The organism is Nocardia sp. NPDC056064, from assembly GCF_042266925.1.
Classification (GTDB): Bacteria; Actinomycetota; Actinomycetes; order Mycobacteriales; family Mycobacteriaceae; genus Nocardia.
This window is the reverse complement of the sequence record NZ_JBHJWO010000001.1, coordinates 3,377,748-3,397,653: the sequence shown is the minus strand read 5'-3', so window position 1 is coordinate 3,397,653 and position 19,906 is coordinate 3,377,748. Positions and strand designations below refer to the sequence as shown.

Sequence of the window (19,906 nt, the reverse complement as noted above, 5' to 3'; positions counted from 1 at the left end):
CGGGGTAGGCCGGTTGTCGCGTCGGCCATGTCGTCGGGTGCGGGGCTATGACCCGGCTACGTTTCGGCGGTGGTCGGCGCGGGCGCGGGACGGATGCGCAGCAGCAGCCACAGCGCCGCCGCCGACCCCGCGGTGATGGCCAGCGCGGCCCGGCTGGGGATCGTCTCGTCGACCGGGGTGCCGCCGATCGGCCAGTTGCGCGCCTTGGTCGGGATCACCCACATGACCGTCGGCAGGTACAGCGCGCCGAGTCCGAGGACCGCGCTGGGCAGGTAGCCGACCCGGATCGCGCCGAAGGCGTACCCGGAGACGAAGGCCAGCGCCGAGATCCCGAGGCCCCAGGCGAGGGACCACGGCAGGTGCTGTTCCACAGCGGCGTAACCGCACAGCACGGCCGCGCCCGCGAGCACCACCCACGGCGAGGACCACCGCAGCCCGAGCAGCACACCGGCGGTGGCCAGCCCCAGCACGGCCACGAGATACCAGCCCATGTGCTGGGAATCGGCCATCGTGTCGGCCGCCGCGGACAGGCTCACCGCCACCAGCACCCAGGTGCCGTCGCGGGCGGGCAGCAGCAGCGCGGCCACGAACGCGGCGAGCACCGTGGCCGTCACGGCGATGCCGATCTGCCAGGAATTGCCCACCCGCCCGTCGAATTCGTGGGCCAGCCATTCCGAGGCAAGCAGTACCGACAGCGCCAGCACGGTCGCGGCGATGATCGGGGTGATCGGCAGGTCGGCGGCGATCCGCGGCAGCGCGGGTAGCATCACGCCGTGCCGGTGCCGCACGGTGGTCACCGCCAGCAGCACGACCGCGCCCAGCACCAGCCAGGCCGGCGTGGAGACCGATTTCTCGGCATTGAGCGTATTGGTGGTGAACGCCGAGACCAGCTCGCCGTAGACGAACACCACCACGGTGCCGACCCCGAACCCCACCGCGGGCCAGCGCCGCCGCAGCGAGCAGACACCCAGTGCGCCGAACAGCGCGCCGCCGCTGAGCGCGTCGATGTAGTTCTGGGTGGTGAGCACGTCGGCGTCGGAGATGGTGAGTCCGACGAAATAGTTGACGGCCAGGATCGCGGAGGCGCAGGCGGCCGTCAGCCAGACCAGGCCGGGCCGGTTGAGCGGGCGCACCAGCACCGCCACCACCACGGCCACGATCAGCCCGAGCGCGGCCGCCCTGGGCACGCTGTTGACCAGGCTGGTGACCCGGTACGGCGAGCCGATCGCGGTGGCGGTGGCGAAGGTGAAGGGCAGGAACAGCGCCATACCCGCGGCCGCGGCGCCAGCGAACGCCGTGACCGCGTCCAGTCCATCCCCAACTCTGGGCACCCCTCCGACGATACCGGCGAATCCCCGGTTATCCGCCGAAGCTAGGCCCTGCTCTCCGCGTAGCGCCGCAGCGACTCCACCTGGGCCGGGTCCAGCGACGGGCGGACGGTGGCGCGGGCGGCGGCCACGTCCTCGGCGGTGACGTCGGCGGCGGTCATGTCGCGGCGCAGCGCCGAGAGGGCGGCCTCGCGCAGCAGGGCCGAGCAGTCGGCGGCGGAGTAGCCGTCGAGGTCGGCGGCCAGCGCGGCCAGGTCGACATCGGTGGCCAGCGGCACCGAGCGGCCCGCCGTGCGCAGGATCTCGAGGCGCGCGTCGGCGTCCGGCGGCGGCACGAAGACCAGCCGTTCGAGCCTGCCCGGCCGCAGCAGCGCGGGATCGATCAGCTCGGGACGGTTGGTCGCCCCGAGCACGACCACATCGCGCAGCGGTTCCACCCCGTCGAGTTCGGTGAGCAGCGCGGCCACCACCCGGTCCGACACCCCGGAGTCACTGCTCTGCCCGCGGCGCGGGGCCAGCGCGTCCACCTCGTCGAGGAAGATCAGCGACGGCGCCGAATCGCGGGCCCGCTGGAACAGTTCGCGCACCGCCCGCTCCGAGGACCCGACCCATTTGTCCATCAGCTCAGCGCCTTTCACCGCGTGCACGCTGAGCTGTCCGGTGCCGGCGAGCGCGCGCACCAGGAAGGTCTTGCCGCACCCGGGTGGCCCGTAGAGCAGCACGCCGCGCGGCGGGTCGATGCCGAGGCGGGCGAAGGAATCGGGGTGCCGCAGCGGCCACAGCACCGCCTCGGTGAGCGCCTGTTTGGTCTCCACCATGTCGCCGACATCGTCGAGATCCAGCGAGCCGATCGCCAATTCCTCTGTCCCCGAACGCGACAGCGGACGGATCACCTCGAGCGCGCCGACCAGGTCGTCCTGGGTGAGTTCGGGATCGGTCTGGTCGCGGCTGGCCCGGCCCGCCGCGCGCACCGCGGCTTCGCGGCACAGCGCGGCCAGATCGGCGACCACGAAACCCGGTGTGCGCGCGGCGATCGCGTCGAGATCGAGGGTGCCCGCGGGAACCTTGCGCAGCAGCTGTTCGAGCAGGGCGCGGCGCACGGCGGCCGTCGGCAGCGGCAGGGCCAGTTCGCGATCGCACAGGTCGGGTGCGCGCAGCCGCGGGTCCACCTGGGCGGGATGGGCGGTGGTGACCAGCAGCGCCACACAGGGCGCGCGCATGGCGGCCCGCAACTGGTCGAGGATGAGGGTGGCGACCGGCTCGGACTCCGCGGGCAGCAGCGCGTCGACATCGGTGATCAGCAGAATCCCGCCCTGTCCGGCGCCCACGTCGGCCACGGCCTCGGCGACCGCGCGCAGCCGGGCGCCGCTCTCGATCGCGCCGACCGCGGGCCCGTCGAGTTCGACCAGCCGCCGTGGCGCGGCCACCGCCCTGGCCAGCGTCGCCTTGCCCGCTCCGGCGGGTCCGGTGACCAGCACACCCAGATGCGCGGGCGCGCCCAGCGTCTTGAGCAGTTCGGGTTCGTCCAGGGCCAGGCTCAGCCATTCGGCCAGCTTGCTCGCCTGCCCCTGCACCCCGGCCAGTTCCTCCACCGCGACCGGCGCGCTGCCCGAACTCACCGACACCGCCGCGGGCACGGGCTGGTCCGGTTCGCCGTCGCGTTCCCTGGCGTGCAGCGCCGCGGCCGGACCACTGCCCCAACCCACCGCCGAATTGGGTTGCACACTCACCGGCCCCGGCATCGGCTCGATCCCGGTGACGGTGAGCAACTCGGTGGTCCAGGCGATGCCGAAGGTCCGCGACAGCGCCTGGGTGGCGGCCGCCGAACTGATGTCGGGCCCGAGATCGCGCGGCAGCAGCGAGACGGTGTCGCCCACGGTGACCACCTTGCCCAGCAGCGCCTGGCGCAGCGTGGCCGCGGGCACGCTGGCCATCGCGTGCGCCGAACCGCTCAGGGTGAGCTGCTTGGCGCCGTACACCGTCACCGGGGCGACGGTCACCGCCGCGTTCTCCCGCAAACCCACATTCGACAGCGTCACATCGTCGAGCAGGGCCACCCCCGGCGGACTGCCCGCGGGCGCCTTGGCCACCACCGCCGCGGTCCGCCGGGCGCCGATCAGCGCGATACCGTCCCATTCACGCAGGCCGAGCGCGGTGAGCGTCTCGGGGTGCAGGCGCACCACCCCGCGCCGCGCGTCGGCCGCCGAGGGATTGAGCCGGGCGGTCAGCGAAAGTTCAGCCACCGTGCCATTCTGCCGTCGCCGCGCCCGATGCGCCCGGATCATCAGGAATCGATTGGCTCATGACAAGGCCGAAGTCGGTACAGTGCACCGGACGCGCCGGAGGTGCCGGCGCCGTGATCCACCCGGGGAAGTCATGCAGATGAAGCGAATCTCCCTCGCCGTCCTCGCCGCCGGGGCGCTCACCCTGACCTTGGCCGGCTGCGGTTCCGGTGACGACTCCGCCGACGACGCCAGCGGCCTGCGCAAGGGCACCCCGTCGGCGAGCGTGTCGGCGACCACCACCGCGGCCCCCACCACCCAGGCCGCCGCGGGCGGCATCACCTGCGCCGAATTCAAGACCCTCGACTCCGAGGGCGAGAAAGCGGCCATCGAGAAGCTCCTGGCCGACAACCCCGGCGGCCCCTTCGAGGGCAGCCCGAATGTCGCGCTCGGCACCGCCAAGCTCGTCTGCCTCGCGCCGGGCAATGCCGACAAGACCGTCGCCGAGGCGGCCGGGATCAAGCCCTAGTGGATCTGTGACTGCCAGTCGGCGGGCACCCGATCGGCCGGTCCCGGCACGGACTGACCGATCGGGTGGCTCGTCGGCGCCGCCAGCTCGGGCCCACCGCTGTACATCTCGCTGGTGGTGAAGTTCCAGAACCAGTCCTCGCCGGGTTCGTAGCTCTGCACGAACGGATGCCCGGTCGAGGCGAAGTGCTTGGTCGCGTGCTGACTGGGCGAACTGTCACAACACCCCACGTGCCCGCATTCGGCGCACCGCCGCAGATGCACCCACCAGCCGCCCGCCGCGGTGCACTCCGCACACCCCGGCCCACTCGGCGCCGCGCCCACATCGATCCCGTCCTCCGACATCCCGACCTCCGTATCATTGGCGGCTGGCGCCGCGGGTTCTCGGCCTGTTCCCTTGATCTTCCCTCCCGCCGGGTACTCCTTCGTCGCACCCTCTGGTCAGTCCAGATCAAGGCGGCCGAGAACCGGTGGGTCTACTGTTCTGCGGATTCTGCCTGCGGGTTCAGCGGTAGCCGGACGATGAAACGCGTGTCGCCCGGTTCGGATTCGACCCGGATGTCGCCGTGGTGTTTGTTGACCACGATCCGGAAGGAGATGTCTAGTCCGAGGCCGGTGCCGTCACCGACCGGCTTGGTGGTGAAGAACGGTTCGAAGATGCGGCCCTTCGCCTCGGGCGCGATGCCCGGTCCGGTGTCGCCGATCTCGACGGCGGCGCAGTCGTTCTCCTGATAGGTGCGCACGGTGAGGGTGCCCTCGCCGTTCATCGCGTAGACCGCGTTGTCGATCAGATTGGTCCACACCTGGTTGAGCTCGGCGGCGAAGCAGGGCAGCGGGGGCAGCGTGCGGTCGTAGTCCTTGACCAGGCGTACCCCGTCACCGAGTTTGCGGTTGAGCATCACCAGCGTCGAGTCGAGCAGTTCGTGCAGGTCCACCACCTGATAGGGCGCGCGGTCCATCTGCGAGTACTGCTTGGCCGCGCCGACCAGGGTGGAGATGCGGGTGGTGGAGTCGGCCACCTCGTTCATCAGCAGCTCGGTCTCGATGGTGTAGTTCAGCCAGCGGATCGCGCCCTCGAACACCTGCGCCCGGCACGATTCGAGGGTGGCCTGCACGCCTTCGAGCCAGTCGATGTCGAGCCCGGCCTGCACGAAGGTGGGCGCGAGGTTCCAGCCGTCGGCGATGCCCTGGTCGGTGAACCAGTCGGCCAGCGCGTCCTCCCGGTCGGCGGCCTCGAGCGGGCTGAGATCGGGTGCCTTGGCGACCCGCTCGGCGGCCTGCTCCTGCAACTCGACCAGCTGCACCAGGGCGTCGGCCGGGAACTTGCCCTCGGCCATCATCTTGAGCTTGTGCCGCATCCCCGCCACCCGCTCACGCAGCCCGGCGGTGGCCCGCACCGCCGCGGCCGCCGGATTGTTGAGCTCGTGGGTGAGCCCGGCCGACAGCGACCCGAGCGCCAGCAGCCGCTCCCGCTCGGCGATGCGCTGACTGGACTTCTGCCCGCCGAAGAACGCGCCCTCGAGCAGGTGCACCGCCATCGGGAACCACTCGGTGACCATCCGGCCGAAATCCGCCGCCGCCAGCACCAGGAACCGCGACCGCCGCTCGACGTACATCGAGCCCGCGTAGTCCTGGCTCACCTTGTCACCGAGGTAGGCCATCCACGCGCCCGCGTACACCCCGCGGTGATCGGTGCGGTTGACCTCGATCTCGACGCCACCGGAGAGCTTGGTCAGCCGCACCTCGCCCTCGATGAGCACATAGAAGCAGGTGGCCGGATCGCCCTCGCGATAGACCTGCCCCGGCTCGATGTACACGATCTCGCCGACCGCGCACAGCTGGGCCAGCTGCTCGTCGTCGAGCTTCTCGAACAGGAACAGCGTGCGCAGCTCCTCCGGATCACAGATCAACCCCATGTCACTCCTAGGCCAGATACCGGTGGACGAGCATGACCGCCATCGCGCCCTCGCCGACGGCGGAGGCGACCCGCTTGGCGGATTCGGCGTGCACGTCACCGGCCACGAACACGCCCGGCACGCTGGTCTCCAGATGATGCGGCGGCCGCGGCAGTTCCCAGCCCGCCGGGCGGGCGCCGTCGACCATCAGATCGGGCCCGGCCAGTACATAGCCCGCCTCGTCGCGCACCACCACACCGTCGAGCCAGCCGGTCTGCGGCGCGGCGCCGATGAACAGGAACAGCCGCGATGCCTCCACCTTCTCCTCGGTACCGGTGTCGTTGTCGCGCAGGATGATCCGCTCCAGGTGGTCGTCGCCGTCGACGCCCACCACCTCGGTCCCGGTGCGTACCACGATGTTCGGGATCTGCGCGATCTGCTGGATCAGGTAGTGCGACATGGATTTCTCCAGCGAGTCACCGCGCACCACGATGTGCACGCGACGGGCGTTGCGCGACAGGAACACCGCCGCCTGTCCCGCCGAATTGGCCCCGCCGACGATGTAGACGTCCTGGTCGGCGCAGTCGGCGGCCTCGGTCATCGCCGAGCCGTAGAACACACCGCGCCCGGTGAATTCGTCGACGCCCGGCGCCGGATGACGCCGGTAGTCCACGCCGGTCGCGATCAGCACCGTGTGCGCGCACAACCGCCCGCCGTCGGCGAAACGCACCGTGCGCGCCGACCCGTTGATCTCGAGCCCCACCACATCGCGGGTGGTGATGATCTCCGCGCCGAACTTGTTGGCCTGCCTGCGCGCCCGATCGGCCAGCTGCGCGCCGGAGAGCCCGTCGGGGAACCCGAGATAGTTCTCGATCCGCGAACTCTGTCCGGCCTGCCCGCCGGTCGCGGTGCGCTCCACGAGCACCGTGCGCAGGCCCTCCGACGCGCCGTACACCGCGGCGCCGAGCCCGGCCGGTCCACCGCCGACGACGATCAGATCGTAGAAGTCCCCGCTGGGTTGCACTGCGAGCCCGACGTTTTCGGCCAGCTCGCTGTCGGTGGGCTGGATCAGCGCGTCGCCCGCCGGGGTGATCACCACCGGGCAGGTCAGCGGGTCGGCGCCGGCGGCTTCGAGCAGACGGGTGCCCTCCGGTTCGTCGGCGGGGTACCAGCGATACGGCAACTGGTTGCGCGCCAGGAACTCCCGCACCTGCGAGGAGCGCGGCGACCAGCGATCACCCACCACCTTGGTCTCGTGCACCGGCCGCTGCTCGGCGCTGCGCCAGGCGTCGAGCAGCCCGTCGAGAACCGGATAGAGCTTCTCCTCCGGCGGGTCCCACGGCTTGAGCAGGTAGTGGTCGAGATCGATGACGTTGATCGCGTCGATCGCGGCATTGGTGTCGGCGTAGGCGGTCAGCAGGACCCGGCGGGCATAGGGATGCAGGTCCATGGCCTGCTCCAGGAACTCGATGCCGTCCATACCCGGCATCCGGTAGTCGGCGATCAGCACCGCCACCGGCTGTCCGCGCAGCTTCATCTCGCGCAGCGCCTCGAGCGCCTGCGGCCCGGACTCCGCGCGCAGGATCCGGTAGTCGGCGCCGTAGCGGCGGCGCAGATCGCGCACCACCGCCCGGGAGACCCCGGGATCGTCGTCAACGCTCAGAATGGCCGGTTTGGTTACCGCGGGAGTGCTCACTCCTCGAGTATCCCCTCTGCGTGGGGTCAGAGCTGATTGTGCAGCACCAGGTCGAGCTCGGTGGGGGTGAGCAGGCGTTCGAGGCGTTCCTCGCGTTTGCGGCGGGTGCCCTTCGGCACGAACGCGTCGGGCAGCGCGAAGCCGTCCTCGGGGTCGATGGTGGGCAGCAAGGGGACATGGTCGATGTGCCTGCGGGGCAGGAGTGAGCGCAATTTCACGGCCGATCACCTCGGGTTGACGACGGGAACGCCGGGCTGAACGGCTTCGGTCAGCGCGTCGATAGCGAAGAGTTTGCCAGCAGGCCCGATGTGGTGCAACCGGGACAAGGTGGACACGGCGAGCCGACGCGCCGGTGGCCCGCGTCGTCGCAGGCCACCGGGTTTTCGGCGAGGAGTGATCCGTGGATCACTGCCAGTCGGGCAGCGTGACAACCTGTGCGGCGTAGGACAGTCCGGCGCCGAAGGCGATCAGCAGCGCGGCGTCACCCGGCTTGGATTCGCCCTTGCGCAGCAGCGCCTCCATGGCCAGCGGGATCGATGCTGCGGAAGTGTTGCCGGATTCCTCGATGTCGTTGGCCAGCGCGCAGTTCTCCGGCAGCTTCAGCACCCTGGCCATGATCTCGATGATCCGGCCGTTGGCCTGGTGCGGGATCATCGCGTCCAGGTCGTCGGTGGTCAGGCCGGCGCGGTCGATCGCGTCGCGGCACACCTTCTCCAGCGAATGCGCCGCCCAGCGGAACACCGCGGTGCCCTCCATCGTGAGGTAGGGCCGCACCGCGTCGGTGCCCAGCTCGTCGATCTCGGTGAAGAACTCCATCCAGTCCTTGGTCTGGCGGATGGCGTGGTGCTGGGTGCCGTCCGAGCCCCACACGGTCGGGCCGATGCCCTGCTCCTGGTCGGGCCCGACCAGCACCGCGCCCGCGCCGTCGGCGAACAGGAAGGCGGTGGAGCGGTCGGTGAAATCGAGTGCGTCGGTGAGCCGTTCCACGCCGATCACCAGCACGTGCTGGGAGGTGCCCGCGCGCACCAGGTCCGAGGCCATCCCCAGCGCGTGACAGAACCCGGCGCAACCGGCCGAGATGTCGAACGCGGCCGCACCGGTCATCCCGAGCTCGGTCGCGATGCGCGGGCCCACCGCGGGTGTGAGCAGCAGATGGGTCGAGGTGGCGACGATGACGCAGTCGACCTGATCGGCGGCCACCCCCGAGGCGGCGATGGCGTCGCGTGCCGCGGCCACGCTCATGCTCTGGATGGTCTCCTCGGCCGAGGCGAAGCGGCGGGTCTTGATTCCCGACCGGGTGCGGATCCACTCGTCGCTCGAGTCGATCGGCCCCGCGACCTCGTCGTTGGTGACCACCCGGGCGGGGCGGTAGACGCCCAATCCGAGAATTGCGGTGTGCTCCGCCCCCGTCGTCTGGGCGATTCGAGCAGCCATTGTGCGTCTCCTATGTACCTGTCAACCTGCGGTTGCACCGCCGGGTGTACCCGAGCCATCGAAATCCGTGCCGCATCGCCCGTTGCCCGCGCGTGGACAACATGTGAACGCGAAGACATGAGGCGCCCTCATATTAGCCTGCCGATGTTGGAAAGTCGTGTCTTATGTCACAACTGCTCGGGGGTATACCTTGGAGACGAGGCGATTGCTCGCCTGCCCATCGAGGGATCGAGGACACCATGCTCGGACTCGGCATCATCAGCTGGATCATCATCGGCGGTCTCGCCGGATGGATTGCGAGCAAGTTCATGAAGACCGACGCGCAGCAGGGCATCCTGCTCAATATCGTCGTCGGTGTCGTCGGCGGCCTGCTCGGCGGCTTCATCCTGAGCCTCTTCGGCGTCGACGTCGAAGGAGCCGGCTGGATATTCAGCTTCTTCACCTGTCTGGCGGGCGCCTGCGTCCTGCTGTACCTGGTGAAACTGTTCACCGGACGTAAAGCGGCGCACTGACCACGGGTGCAACCTGCGCGGTTCCCGTAAGGTGTGAGCGCTGTTGTCGTCACACGAAAGAGGGAACCCGTGGCCCGCCGCCCCACCCCGCCCGGCACGCCCGAGACCACCGGAGTCGGCCATGTCGTCGACCTGGTGCGGGCTGCCGTACCCCCGCTGCACCCCGCCGGCCTGCCGTTCGTCGCGGTGCCGCTGGCGGTCGCGGTCGTCGGCGGGAAGAACAAGTGGGTGCGCCGGGCCGGGCTGGCCGCGGCGGGCGCCTGCGCGGCGTTCTTCCGGCATCCGCACCGGGTGCCGCCGAACCGTCCCGGCGTCGTGGTCGCGCCCGCCGACGGTGAGGTCGCCCTGGTCGACACCGCGGTGCCGCCCGCCGAGCTCGGCCTGGGCGATCAGCCGCTGCCGCGCGTGAGCATCTTCCTGTCGGTGCTCGACGTGCACGTCCAGCGCGTGCCCGTCTCCGGCACCGTGCGCGAGGTGCTGCACCAGCCGGGGCAGTTCCTCTCCGCCGACCTGCCCGAGGCCTCCGCCGCCAACGAGCGCAACAGCATGCTCATCGACACCGCCGACGGCAAGCAGGTCGTCGTGGTGCAGATCGCGGGCCTGATCGCCCGCCGCATCGTCTGCGACGCCAGGGTGGGCGATGTGCTCACCATCGGTGACACCTACGGCCTGATCCGCTTCGGCTCCCGCGTCGATACCTATTTCCCGGTCGGCACCGAACTCCTGGTGAACCCCGGCCAGCGCACGATCGGGGCCGAAACCGTCCTGGCTGTGCTGGGATGATCGAACAGGCGCACTCCTCGCGACGTAAGCGCCCCCGTTCGGTGCGTCTGCTGCCCAGCGTCGTCACCATCCTCGCGCTGTGCGCCGGCCTGTCCGCGGTGAAGTTCGGTCTCGACGGCGAGCTGGGCATCGCGCTGGCGATGGTCGGCGCCGCCGCCGTGCTCGACACCCTCGACGGCAGGCTCGCGCGCATGCTCGACGCCACCACCAAGATGGGTGCGGAGCTGGACTCGCTCTCGGACGCGATCTCCTTCGGCGTCGCCCCCGCGCTGGTGCTCTACGTGACGCTGCTCGACGGCTACAGCGCGGGCTGGATCGTGGCCCTGCTGTACGCGGTGAGCCTGGTACTGCGCCTGGCCCGCTTCAACACCCTGCTCGACGACGACTCCCGCCCCAACTGGGCGCGGGAGTACTTCGTCGGCGTCCCCGCCCCGGCGGGTGCGCTGATCGCCCTGGTCCCGATCGCGCTGAAGGTGCAGTTCGGTGACGGCTGGTGGGACGGCTTCACCTTCGTGGCCGCCTGGACCATCTTCGCGGCCCTGCTGTGCGTGAGCACCATCCCCACGCTGGCGATGAAGTCGGTCTCGGTGGCTCCGCAGGCCGCCGCGGGCCTGCTCGTACTGACCGCCCTGGCCGCGGCCCTGCTGGTGACCTACCCGATCGTGCTGCTGCTGATCCTGGTGGCCCTCTACCTGGCGCACATCCCGTTCGCCTGGCGTTCGGCGCGCTGGGTGGCCGCGCGCCCGGAGACCTGGCAGCACAAGCCCGCCGAACGACGTGCCCAGCGCCGCGCCCAGCGCAAGATGCCGAGCATCCGCCGCCCGGCTATCCGCGGTTCGGCGCGCCTACGGCTGCGCAGACCGCGGTAGTTCCCGGATCGGTGCTGGTCAGCGGTTCGACTCGTCGGTCACCAGGCGGTAGGCCATGTAGCCCATGAACCAGACAGTGAGGGCAATCGCCGAGTAGAAGAGCACTTCGATCGCGGTAACAAGCATGAGAGGTTGTTCCTTTCCGGGTACCGGGGTTGTCCATACTCTAACGGCCGCCGAAAACCGTTCGACCACCCCCGACAAGCTGCGTTTCCCGGCCGCCGCAGAGTCGTGACCCGGATCACGGCGCCGGACTGTCACGAAACCGGGGGCTGTGCGGTCTGGTTGGTGTCGGCGTTGTCGAGAGGAGCCACATCATGACCGGTCAGCAGCGAATCGTGGTACTGGGCGCGGGGTACGCGGGCCTCGCCGCCGCGCGCGGACTCGCCCGCTCGATGCGCGGCGCGCGCGTCACCGTGGTGGACGCGCGCGCGGAGTTCGTCGAACGGGTGCGTCTGCACCAGGCCGTCGCCGGACAGGAAGTTCGGCGCTGGGACCTGTGGAAGATGCTGGGGGACAAGGGGATCGAATTCGTCCGGGCCGAGGTCGTGGACCTGGACCCGGAGGCCGGGCTGATCCGCCTCGGCACCGGCGCCGAACTCGGCTACGACACCCTGGTCTACGCGCTGGGCAGCGCCGCCGACCGCGCGCGCGTGCCGGGCGTGGCCGAATACGCGCGGGTACTGGCGACTCCCGAGGACGTGCGGACCCTGCCCGCCGGGCCGGTGGTCGTGGTCGGCGCCGGGGCGACGGGCATCGAGCTGGCCGCGGAACTGGCCGAGGCGCACCCGGATTCCGCGGTGACGCTGCTCGGTGCGAGCGCGCCCGGCGCGTGGCTGTCGGCCCGCGCCGCGGACCTGATCGCGGGTACGCTGTCGGATCTCGGTGTCGCGATCCGCTCCGACGCCGAGGTCGCCGAGGTGCTGCCCGATGGGGTGCGCCTCACCGACGGCACCGTCGTGCCCGCCGCCACCGTCGTCTGGACCGCGGGTTTCACCGTCCCCGATCTGGCGCGCCGCGCCGGCCTCGACGTCGACGACTACGGCCGCGTCCGCACCGACGACACCCTGCGCTCGATCTCCCACCCGGCCGTCTACGCCGCGGGTGACGCGGCCCTGATGGCCGGTCCCGGCGACCGCCCGCTGCGGATGGCCTGCGCCACCGCCATTCCCACCGGCGGCTATGTCGCCCGTGCCATCGCCCGGCGCGCCCGCGGCGCCGAGCCGGACCCGATGCGCTTCCGCTACTACCTGCAGTGCTTGAGCCTGGGCCGCCGCGCCGCCGTCATCCAGGTGCTCACCGCCGACGACCGCCCGGCGAGAACCGTCCTGCGCGGTCGCCCCGGGGCGTGGGTGAAAGAGCTGATCGTGCGCGGCGCGGCCTTCTCGGTGGGCGCCCGCTGACCAATCGTCAACCAACGGTTGACGCACCAGCATCGTCAACCTAGAGTTGACGCATGAGCACTCCCAACTTCCGCCTCGACGATCTGATCGACGGCATCAAGAAGGCCCGCCCCGACAACGTTCTCGACCAGCTCAGCGACGCCGTGGTCGCCGCCAACCATCTCGGCGAGGTGGCTGATCATCTGATCGGCCATTTCGTCGACCAGGCCCGCCGCTCCGGCGCCTCCTGGACCGATATCGGCGTCAGCATGGGCGTCAGCAAGCAGGCCGCGCAGAAGCGGTTCGTGCCCAAACAGCCCGGTGACGCCGCCGCCATGGACCCCCAGGCCGGCTTCGCCAAGTTCACCGACCGGGCCCGCCAGGTCGTGGTCGGTTCGCAGGAGTCGGCGCGGGCGGTGCCCAATGCCCGCATCACCCTCGGGCATCTCATCCTCGGGCTGATCGACCAGTCCGAGGGTCTGGCCGCGCGCGAGATCGTGGCGCGCGGGGTCTCGCTCGACGCGGTGCGCGACGCGGCCACGGCGACCCTGCCCGCCCCCGATGCCGAGGTGCCCGCCCTCATCCCGTTCGACGGCGATACCAAGAAGGTCCTGGAGCTGACCTTTCGCGAGGCATTGCGCCTCGGGCACAACTACATCGGCACCGAGCACATCCTGCTGGCCCTGCTCGAACAGGAGAACGGCACCGGCGTGCTCAGCGGGCTCGGCCTGGAGAAGGCGCAGGTCGAATCGGATCTGGTGGAGCTGCTGGCCGCTTTTCTGAAACCCGCCGAAGGGGAGTGACATCGGGACCGACCTTGCACTCTCGGTCCTCGAGTGCTAAAAATGCCTTGGCACTCTCGACTGTTGAGTGCCAGGTCGGGACGGTGAGACCGGGTTCCATCGACACCCTCGGTCGTCCGTCGCGGGCACCGCACCTGGCCAGCGTAACTTGGGGCGATCCAACCTGTGGTCGTCTCGTGTGTCAGCCATAGACATGTGGAGGATCTCAACGCAATGGCCAAGACAATTGCGTACGACGAAGAGGCCCGTCGGGGTCTCGAGCGGGGTCTGAACGCCCTCGCCGACGCTGTCAAGGTGACGCTGGGCCCGAAGGGTCGCAACGTCGTGCTCGAGAAGAAGTGGGGCGCCCCCACGATCACCAACGATGGCGTGTCCATCGCCAAGGAGATCGACCTCGAGGACCCGTACGAGAAGATCGGCGCCGAGCTGGTCAAGGAAGTCGCCAAGAAGACCGACGACGTCGCGGGCGACGGCACCACCACCGCCACCGTGCTCGCCCAGGCGCTCGTGCGTGAGGGCCTGCGCAACGTCGCGGCCGGCGCCAACCCGCTGGGCCTCAAGCGCGGCATCGAGAAGGCCGTCGAGGCCGTCACCGCCAAGCTGCTCGACACCGCCAAGGAGATCGACACCAAGGAGCAGATCGCTGCTACCGCTGGTATCTCCGCCGGTGACGCCGCCATCGGCCAGCTCATCGCCGAGGCGATGGACAAGGTCGGCAAGGAAGGTGTCATCACCGTCGAGGAGAGCAACACCTTCGGGCTCCAGCTGGAGCTGACCGAGGGTATGCGCTTCGACAAGGGCTACATCTCCGGTTACTTCGTCACCGACCCCGAGCGTCAGGAAGCGGTCCTCGAGGACCCGTACATCCTGCTGGTGTCGTCGAAGATCTCGACCGTCAAGGACCTGCTGCCGCTGCTGGAGAAGGTCATCCAGGCCGGCAAGCCGCTGCTGATCATCGCCGAGGACATCGAGGGCGAAGCCCTCTCGACCCTGGTCGTGAACAAGATCCGTGGCACCTTCAAGTCCGTCGCCGTCAAGGCCCCGGGCTTCGGTGACCGCCGCAAGGCCCAGCTCGCCGACATCGCCATCCTCACCGGTGGCGAGGTCATCAGCGAAGAGGTCGGCCTCTCGCTGGAGACCGCGGGCATCGAGCTGCTCGGCCAGGCGCGCAAGGTCGTCGTCACCAAGGACGAGACCACCATCGTCGAGGGCGCGGGCGACGCGGAGGCCATCAAGGGCCGCGTGGCGCAGATCCGCACCGAGATCGAGAACTCGGACTCCGACTACGACCGTGAGAAGCTGCAGGAGCGGCTGGCCAAGCTGGCCGGCGGCGTCGCGGTGATCAAGGCCGGTGCCGCCACCGAGGTCGAGCTCAAGGAGCGCAAGCACCGCATCGAAGATGCCGTGCGCAACGCCAAGGCCGCCGTCGAAGAGGGCATCGTCGCCGGTGGTGGCGTCGCCCTGCTGCAGGCCGCCCCGGCGCTGGAGGGCTTCGAGGGCCTGACCGCCGACGAGGCGACCGGTGTCAACATCGTGCGCGTCGCGCTGTCGGCTCCGCTGAAGCAGATCGCCTTCAACGCGGGTCTCGAGCCCGGCGTCGTCGCCGAGCGCGTGTCCAACCTGCCCGAGGGCGAGGGCCTCAACGCCGATTCCGGCGTGTACGAGAACCTGCTGGCCGCCGGCGTCGCCGACCCGGTCAAGGTCACCCGTTCGGCCCTGCAGAACGCGGCCTCCATCGCGGCCCTGTTCCTCACCACCGAGGCCGTCGTCGCCGACAAGCCGGAGAAGGCCGCCCCCGCGGGCGACCCGACCGGCGGCATGGGCGGCATGGACTTCTGATCTCCTGATCAGCTGGTCCCCGCAAGCCACGAAGGCCGATCCACTTCCGAGTGGATCGGCCTTCGTCGTACCGCAGGGGATGTTCCCCGAGGGATACGTCTTCCTGATCGTCCTCTACGGCCTGTCCTGGGTGCAGGCAGCGCACACCGCGGCCTACCCCGGCCAGTCCTGGCCGGTCGACTCCACGGTCGCCATCGCCTCCCTGCGCCTGCACGACACGCTCACCGACGCCCGCTTCGCCCCGGTCATCGACCGCTGGCTCAACGACGCGAAAGCCCACCTCGACCCCGCCACCGGGCTCCTACCCCACCAGGTCTCGGCGTTCGACGGCTCGATGACCACCGCGGCCCGAGCGACCTCCCAAACGATCATCCTCCGCTTCCTCCCGGACATCGACCCCCTCTTCGCGGCTCAGCAGTACACCCGCTTCCGCGCCGAATTCCTCGGCTTCCCGATCACCCTCCCCGGCACAAAGCGCTACGCCTTCGGCGCGATGCCGATAGGCGACGCCTTCGTCGCCTGGTCTGCCACCGCTCGTCCCCTCACCACCGCCCCACCCCCTGCCCACGGCCACCTCCACTGGTGGTGGCGCCTCCCGTGGCTCCTCGTCCTCACAGTGATCGCTGTACTCCCATTCCTGGGGCGTTTGACGAGCACCCGGCGGCAGCCCACACTGGTTGTATGACACCTGTACGACAAGATGGTGACGCGGCTACTCGCAAGCGGGCCGGTGGAAAGAAGGGCCGCGCCACGGTGACTTCGCTCGGCCCCAGCCGCTTGGCGCAGGTCAGACTCCGCGGCGACGAGCTGGCGGCCTTGCGGGAAGTCATGCGCACGCTGCGCATCGACTCGACCTCGGATGCCTTGCGTGAAGGGTTGCGGCTGCTCGCGCGCGAAGCTGCCGAGGTCGGCGCGGCCGAGGAGATCCGCGCGTTCTACGTCGACCGGAAGGCTCCGCTGCCGGAGGGCGCGGTCGAACCGAGCGAGGCCGAACTCGCCGCCGTCGACGAGATGCAGTGGTAAGCGCGGGGACCGCGCTACGGGGGGAAGTCTGGTCGTGCGCGCTGCCTCAGCCGGTCGGGCCGCACCCGGTCGTCGTCCTGACGGTCAACCGCGTCGCCGAGCCGCTTTCCGCTGTGACGGTCGCGCTGATCACCGGCACCTCCGGTCCCTCGGTGACCCACGTTCCGGTCGGACCGGATTCCGGACTGACCAAGTACGCCGAGTCCTACGTGAATTGCGCGGACTTGCACACGGTGGCCAAGCCCCGCCTGCGCCGCAAACTCGGGGTACTCGCCCCGGCCGAGTTGCGTCGGGTCGAGTCCTCGGTGCGCCTGATTCTCGGCCTGCAGCCGTGAAGTCCGCTAGCCGACCGGGGTGAGGCGGAGGCGTTCGGCTAGTTCGTTGAAGATGTAGAAGTTGGGGATGGTGCTGACGGGGGCCAGGGAGCGCCAGGTGCCTGCCAGTTTGATGCGGATGTGGCCGCTGCGGGCGTCGATGAGCTGGATGTTCTCCCAGCCGAAGGCTTCGCCGTGGAAGGTGAGCGCGTCCAGGGACAGGCCGAGGTCGCCGAAGGTGACGGTCTCGCCGTCGTCGATGGCGGCCACCGCGGCGGGGAGCTGGGTGGCGGTGACCGAGGACTGGATGGCGCGTGCCCATTCGCGGGCGCGGGCGAAGCCTTCCTCGTCGATGGTGGCCTCGGCGCCGGGGCCGGTGAGCGTCAGCAGGTAGGTGACGGCGGTGGTGTCGTGGAAGGGGATCGTTTCCTGGCGGACTTCGATGCTGTCCCAACGGAACCCGGCCACCCGCTGCCCGGACCGGTACACCGTCACGCCGTAGTCGAACAGGTCGATGCGCGCGGCCCGGTTGCGCCGGTTGATCATTCCGCGCCGCATGGCCAGTAGCACCGGCACCGCGGCCATCACCAGCAGCGCGATCCCGCCCTGCCAGGCGCCGACCCCCACGCAGATGACTCCGATGGTGGCGATGGTGCCCGCGATGATTCCGCAGCCGCGCACGAAGGTGTCGTCGGCGGGGGCGGCGAGGAAGGTGTCACGGTGCGCGCCGAGGTGCTGATACTCGGCCATCAGGTGTATGAGCTGGGTCAACGGCACCCGGTGCCCGGCTTCGGTTATGTCCTCCGGCCTGTTCGGAGTGATCACTGGTCCCTCCAAGAGGCGTTTCATCCGCGGCGAAGCGTATTCCACCCGGCCGATAACCGCCACCGTTGCACGTCCCGGCATCGCGATCCCGCACGGAATGCACTGCTACGCGGGGCGAACGCCGCTGTAGAGGGGGTATGACAGCGGTCCGGATAGGCTGGTCGGGTGCTGTTTCTGGACGAGGGACCGACAACCGCCGCGCCGATCGTGTGCCTGCACGGCATCCCCGGATCGGTCGACTGGTTCGCGGCCGTGGCCGAACGGCTGACCCCCGAATACCGGGTGATCCGTGTCGACCTCCACGAACAGGGCGCGCTCTCCGGCGATTTCGCCGCCGAGTCCAGGGTGGCGCCGGTCCTGGAACTGCTCGACGATCTCGCCCTGACCGAGGTGACGATCGTCGGCCACTCCTTCGGCGCCGAACTGGCGCTGGCCGCGGCCGCCCGTTCGCCGCGCGTGGCCAAGGTGGTGGTGATCGGTCAGGCCCCGGATTACGTGGCCGCGAGCATCCCCGCCGCGGCGCGTTGGGTGGTCCGGCCCTGGTCGGTCCGGCTGGCCCAGCGCTGGACGCCGGGCGCGGTGATCCGCCTGGCCAACCGCACCGCCTTCGCCCCGCGGTTCCGCTGGGGTTCGGCGCCCGGCCTGGCCGACGCGGCGGTGCGCGACTTCCGCACCGCGGTCCCCGCCGCCCTGGCCTACGCCGTCGGCGCCCGCGCCGAGGATTTCGCCGCCGATCCGCTCGACGCCCGTGCCGCCGCCCTGACCCAGCCGGTCCTGGCCGTGCACGGTCGTCACGACCAGCTCTACGACAGCACCCAGACCCTGGCCCGCTACGCCGCGGCGGGCGCGCGCACCCACCTGGTCGAGCACGCCGGTCATTCCCCGCAGGTCGAACAACCCGACGAATTCGTCTCTGTACTGCGCGAATTCGTCTCCGGCTAGAGTCCGTCGACCGCCGAAACCACGAACGGCCCCGGCGTTCCCTCCGCACCCAGCGGACCACCCTTGTCGAACTGCGAGGAGACGATCAGCGCCCGATCGCCCACATGCACCATGGTGGTGGGGATGTTCAGGGCGGGGGCGCGGAATTCGCTCTCGCGGGTGGCGGTGGCGCCGTGGTCGGTGAGGGTCCACCGGCTGATCGCGTGATCGGTGTTGTGGACCACCCACAGGGTGTCGTCCCGCAATTCCAGTCCGTCACCGTGGCGCGCGTCGCCACCGACCAGGCTCACCCGCTGAACCGGGCCACCGGCGAGGTCGACGCGATACAGCTCGCCCGCCGACATCGCCACCACCAGCAGATAGTTCCCCGCCCGATCGACGACGATGCCGTTGAGCTCGCGCGCCCCCGCGGGCCCGAGATCGGCGGCGACCGCGAATTCACCACCGCCCGAACGCTGTTGCTCCGGTGACACCCGATAGACCACATTGCGCACACTGTCGGTGAGATAGGCCGACCCGTCACCGCCGAAGTCCAGATCGTTGACGAACCGCGGCCCGTCACCGGGCACGGTGAACCGGGCCAGCAGCGCCCGCGACCCGGTGTCGTACACCGCGACCCCCACCCCGGAATCGATCACCCACAGCCGCCCCTCGGCGTCGACCTTCACCCCGTTCGCGGTCTCGCGCCCATCCGCGCCCGCGGGCAGGAACACCTCGGCGCGCGTCGCCCCGGCCGCGGCGCGATAGACCGACCCGTCGGCGAACGACCCCACATAGGTATCGCCGGTGCGTGCGTCGAGCCCGATCCCCTCGGGATACACGGCGGTCCCGGGCAGCTCGTAGGCAGTGCTCAGCGTGACGGCGGCAGCGGGCTCGCCGCACCCCGTGACGGCCAGGCAGCAGGCGGCCAAGGCGACAACGGCGGTGGTCCTGATCATGATGAAGCCTCTCAGTGAGGTAAATCCAGACATCTAGTGATGAGCTAAAACATAGATTAGAACCTTTATGATCGTCAAGATAGTTATCGAATGACGACCGGATACCATGCACCCATGACGTCCATGCCCGCCGCCGACCGGCTCGGTTCGTACCTCAAGCGCGCCGAACAGGCCCTGATGGCGACCAAGACCGCCGCGCTCAAACCGGCAGGCCTGACCGTCCCGCAGTACAGCGCCCTGCTGAGCCTCGCCGAGCATCCCGGCATCTCCGCCGCCGCGCTGGCCCGGCTGGTCGGCGTCACCCCGCCCACGATGAACACCGTCCTGACCAACCTCCAGGACCGCGGCCTGGTCGAGCGGACGCCGCACGAATGGCACAAGAACATCCTGGAAACCCGGCTCACCGAGGCCGGCCGGGAACTCACGGCCGACGCCGACGTCCGCGCCATCGCGGTCGAGCGCACCCTCGCGCAACGCTTCACCGCCGAGGAGCTGACCGCGCTCACCGCCATGCTCGTCCGCACGGCGGAGGCACTCGACGAGATCCGCGCCGACCTGCCCTGAAACGGCGAG

The 19,906-nt window shown here is 70.1% G+C and carries 21 protein-coding genes; 12 read left to right on the top strand and 9 right to left on the bottom strand.

The annotated features are described in order from the left end of the window. Positions 1-56 precede the first annotated feature (56 nt). The gene (locus ACFC06_RS15630) at positions 57-1,331 is read right to left on the bottom strand and encodes a hypothetical protein (RefSeq protein WP_375930886.1); all 1,275 of its coding nucleotides are present in this window, start codon (positions 1,329-1,331) and stop codon (positions 57-59) included. A 41-nt stretch (positions 1,332-1,372) separates the two neighbouring features. Further along, positions 1,373-3,613, bottom strand: coding sequence for an AAA family ATPase (locus ACFC06_RS15625; RefSeq protein WP_375930883.1), 2,241 nt, complete (start codon positions 3,611-3,613; stop codon positions 1,373-1,375). A 97-nt stretch (positions 3,614-3,710) separates the two neighbouring features. Between ACFC06_RS15625 and ACFC06_RS15620 the strand changes: the two genes are divergently transcribed. Continuing rightward, on the top strand, positions 3,711-4,079 hold the full coding sequence (locus ACFC06_RS15620; RefSeq protein ID WP_375930880.1) for a hypothetical protein: 369 nt from the start codon (positions 3,711-3,713) through the stop codon (positions 4,077-4,079). On the opposite strand, the gene ACFC06_RS15615 is transcribed toward ACFC06_RS15620, so the two are convergent. From ACFC06_RS15615 to ACFC06_RS15595, 5 genes are all read right to left on the bottom strand, one after another. After that, positions 4,076-4,423: a UBP-type zinc finger domain-containing protein gene (locus tag ACFC06_RS15615; protein WP_375930877.1), complete on the bottom strand. Its 348-nt coding sequence runs from the start codon at positions 4,421-4,423 to the stop codon at positions 4,076-4,078. The genes ACFC06_RS15620 and ACFC06_RS15615 overlap by 4 nt on opposite strands. Before the next feature lie 131 nt (positions 4,424-4,554). Continuing rightward, on the bottom strand, positions 4,555-5,994 hold the full coding sequence (locus ACFC06_RS15610; protein ID WP_375930874.1) for an ATP-binding protein: 1,440 nt from the start codon (positions 5,992-5,994) through the stop codon (positions 4,555-4,557). Between the two features lie 7 nt (positions 5,995-6,001). After that, the gene (locus ACFC06_RS15605) at positions 6,002-7,669 is read right to left on the bottom strand and encodes an FAD-dependent oxidoreductase (RefSeq protein ID WP_375930871.1); all 1,668 of its coding nucleotides are present in this window, start codon (positions 7,667-7,669) and stop codon (positions 6,002-6,004) included. Between the two features lie 26 nt (positions 7,670-7,695). Then, positions 7,696-7,887 carry a hypothetical protein gene (locus tag ACFC06_RS15600; RefSeq protein ID WP_375930868.1) on the bottom strand — a complete coding sequence of 64 codons (192 nt, stop codon included), beginning with the start codon at positions 7,885-7,887 and terminating at the stop codon, positions 7,696-7,698. 187 nt (positions 7,888-8,074) lie between these two features. Beyond that, a complete protein-coding gene (locus ACFC06_RS15595; protein ID WP_375930865.1) occupies positions 8,075-9,103 on the bottom strand; it encodes a beta-ketoacyl-ACP synthase III in 1,029 nt (342 codons plus the stop codon). 239 nt (positions 9,104-9,342) lie between these two features. Here ACFC06_RS15595 and ACFC06_RS15590 point away from each other — a divergent pair, with 239 nt between their 5' ends. From ACFC06_RS15590 to ACFC06_RS15550, 9 genes are all read left to right on the top strand, one after another. Then, entirely contained in the window at positions 9,343-9,615 is a 273-nt protein-coding gene (locus tag ACFC06_RS15590) for a GlsB/YeaQ/YmgE family stress response membrane protein (protein WP_278261907.1), read from the top strand. A 69-nt stretch (positions 9,616-9,684) separates the two neighbouring features. Continuing rightward, entirely contained in the window at positions 9,685-10,398 is a 714-nt protein-coding gene (locus ACFC06_RS15585; RefSeq protein ID WP_375930862.1) for a phosphatidylserine decarboxylase, read from the top strand. Further along, positions 10,395-11,267: a CDP-alcohol phosphatidyltransferase family protein gene (locus ACFC06_RS15580; RefSeq protein ID WP_375930859.1), complete on the top strand. Its 873-nt coding sequence runs from the start codon at positions 10,395-10,397 to the stop codon at positions 11,265-11,267. Before ACFC06_RS15585 ends, ACFC06_RS15580 begins: the two co-directional genes overlap by 4 nt. 317 nt (positions 11,268-11,584) lie before the next feature. Continuing rightward, positions 11,585-12,670 (top strand): NAD(P)/FAD-dependent oxidoreductase, encoded by a 1,086-nt coding sequence (locus ACFC06_RS15575; RefSeq protein ID WP_375930856.1) that lies wholly within the window; start codon positions 11,585-11,587, stop codon positions 12,668-12,670. A gap of 53 nt (positions 12,671-12,723) precedes the next feature. Then, the gene (locus tag ACFC06_RS15570) at positions 12,724-13,452 is read left to right on the top strand and encodes a Clp protease N-terminal domain-containing protein (protein ID WP_375930853.1); all 729 of its coding nucleotides are present in this window, start codon (positions 12,724-12,726) and stop codon (positions 13,450-13,452) included. Between the two features lie 213 nt (positions 13,453-13,665). Then, the gene (gene groL, locus ACFC06_RS15565; RefSeq protein ID WP_278261710.1) at positions 13,666-15,291 is read left to right on the top strand and encodes a chaperonin GroEL; all 1,626 of its coding nucleotides are present in this window, start codon (positions 13,666-13,668) and stop codon (positions 15,289-15,291) included. A 79-nt stretch (positions 15,292-15,370) separates the two neighbouring features. After that, positions 15,371-15,976, top strand: coding sequence for a hypothetical protein (locus tag ACFC06_RS15560; RefSeq protein WP_375930849.1), 606 nt, complete (start codon positions 15,371-15,373; stop codon positions 15,974-15,976). Continuing rightward, on the top strand, positions 15,973-16,314 hold the full coding sequence (locus ACFC06_RS15555; protein ID WP_375930846.1) for a hypothetical protein: 342 nt from the start codon (positions 15,973-15,975) through the stop codon (positions 16,312-16,314). The genes ACFC06_RS15560 and ACFC06_RS15555 overlap by 4 nt, the downstream gene beginning before the upstream one ends. Continuing rightward, entirely contained in the window at positions 16,308-16,649 is a 342-nt protein-coding gene (locus ACFC06_RS15550) for a type II toxin-antitoxin system PemK/MazF family toxin (RefSeq protein ID WP_375930843.1), read from the top strand. Before ACFC06_RS15555 ends, ACFC06_RS15550 begins: the two co-directional genes overlap by 7 nt. A gap of 6 nt (positions 16,650-16,655) precedes the next feature. Here ACFC06_RS15550 and ACFC06_RS15545 read toward each other — a convergent pair whose 3' ends face one another. Beyond that, positions 16,656-17,453 (bottom strand): DUF6585 family protein, encoded by a 798-nt coding sequence (locus ACFC06_RS15545; RefSeq protein WP_375930840.1) that lies wholly within the window; start codon positions 17,451-17,453, stop codon positions 16,656-16,658. A gap of 165 nt (positions 17,454-17,618) precedes the next feature. Between ACFC06_RS15545 and ACFC06_RS15540 the strand changes: the two genes are divergently transcribed. Beyond that, positions 17,619-18,395 (top strand): alpha/beta fold hydrolase, encoded by a 777-nt coding sequence (locus ACFC06_RS15540; RefSeq protein WP_375930837.1) that lies wholly within the window; start codon positions 17,619-17,621, stop codon positions 18,393-18,395. Here the strand turns inward: ACFC06_RS15540 and ACFC06_RS15535 are convergent. Next, complete coding sequence (locus ACFC06_RS15535) at positions 18,392-19,333, bottom strand: SMP-30/gluconolactonase/LRE family protein (protein ID WP_375930834.1); 942 nt, start codon at positions 19,331-19,333, stop codon at positions 18,392-18,394. The genes ACFC06_RS15540 and ACFC06_RS15535 overlap by 4 nt on opposite strands. Before the next feature lie 114 nt (positions 19,334-19,447). Here ACFC06_RS15535 and ACFC06_RS15530 point away from each other — a divergent pair, with 114 nt between their 5' ends. Further along, positions 19,448-19,897: a MarR family winged helix-turn-helix transcriptional regulator gene (locus tag ACFC06_RS15530; protein ID WP_375930831.1), complete on the top strand. Its 450-nt coding sequence runs from the start codon at positions 19,448-19,450 to the stop codon at positions 19,895-19,897. Positions 19,898-19,906: the final 9 nt, after the last annotated feature.

Coding starts and splice junctions, on each gene's coding strand:
- ACFC06_RS15580 (WP_375930859.1), top strand. CDS start 10,395: ATGATCGAACAGGCGCACTCCTCGCGACGTAAGCGCCCCCGTTCGGTG.
- ACFC06_RS15615 (WP_375930877.1), bottom strand. CDS start 4,423: ATGTCGGAGGACGGGATCGATGTGGGCGCGGCGCCGAGTGGGCCGGGG.
- ACFC06_RS15575 (WP_375930856.1), top strand. CDS start 11,585: ATGACCGGTCAGCAGCGAATCGTGGTACTGGGCGCGGGGTACGCGGGC.
- ACFC06_RS15570 (WP_375930853.1), top strand. CDS start 12,724: ATGAGCACTCCCAACTTCCGCCTCGACGATCTGATCGACGGCATCAAG.
- ACFC06_RS15595 (WP_375930865.1), bottom strand. CDS start 9,103: ATGGCTGCTCGAATCGCCCAGACGACGGGGGCGGAGCACACCGCAATT.
- ACFC06_RS15610 (WP_375930874.1), bottom strand. CDS start 5,994: ATGGGGTTGATCTGTGATCCGGAGGAGCTGCGCACGCTGTTCCTGTTC.
- groL (WP_278261710.1), top strand. CDS start 13,666: ATGGCCAAGACAATTGCGTACGACGAAGAGGCCCGTCGGGGTCTCGAG.
- ACFC06_RS15530 (WP_375930831.1), top strand. CDS start 19,448: ATGACGTCCATGCCCGCCGCCGACCGGCTCGGTTCGTACCTCAAGCGC.
- ACFC06_RS15560 (WP_375930849.1), top strand. CDS start 15,371: ATGTTCCCCGAGGGATACGTCTTCCTGATCGTCCTCTACGGCCTGTCC.
- ACFC06_RS15590 (WP_278261907.1), top strand. CDS start 9,343: ATGCTCGGACTCGGCATCATCAGCTGGATCATCATCGGCGGTCTCGCC.
- ACFC06_RS15625 (WP_375930883.1), bottom strand. CDS start 3,613: ATGATCCGGGCGCATCGGGCGCGGCGACGGCAGAATGGCACGGTGGCT.
- ACFC06_RS15555 (WP_375930846.1), top strand. CDS start 15,973: ATGACACCTGTACGACAAGATGGTGACGCGGCTACTCGCAAGCGGGCC.
- ACFC06_RS15620 (WP_375930880.1), top strand. CDS start 3,711: ATGAAGCGAATCTCCCTCGCCGTCCTCGCCGCCGGGGCGCTCACCCTG.
- ACFC06_RS15535 (WP_375930834.1), bottom strand. CDS start 19,333: ATGATCAGGACCACCGCCGTTGTCGCCTTGGCCGCCTGCTGCCTGGCC.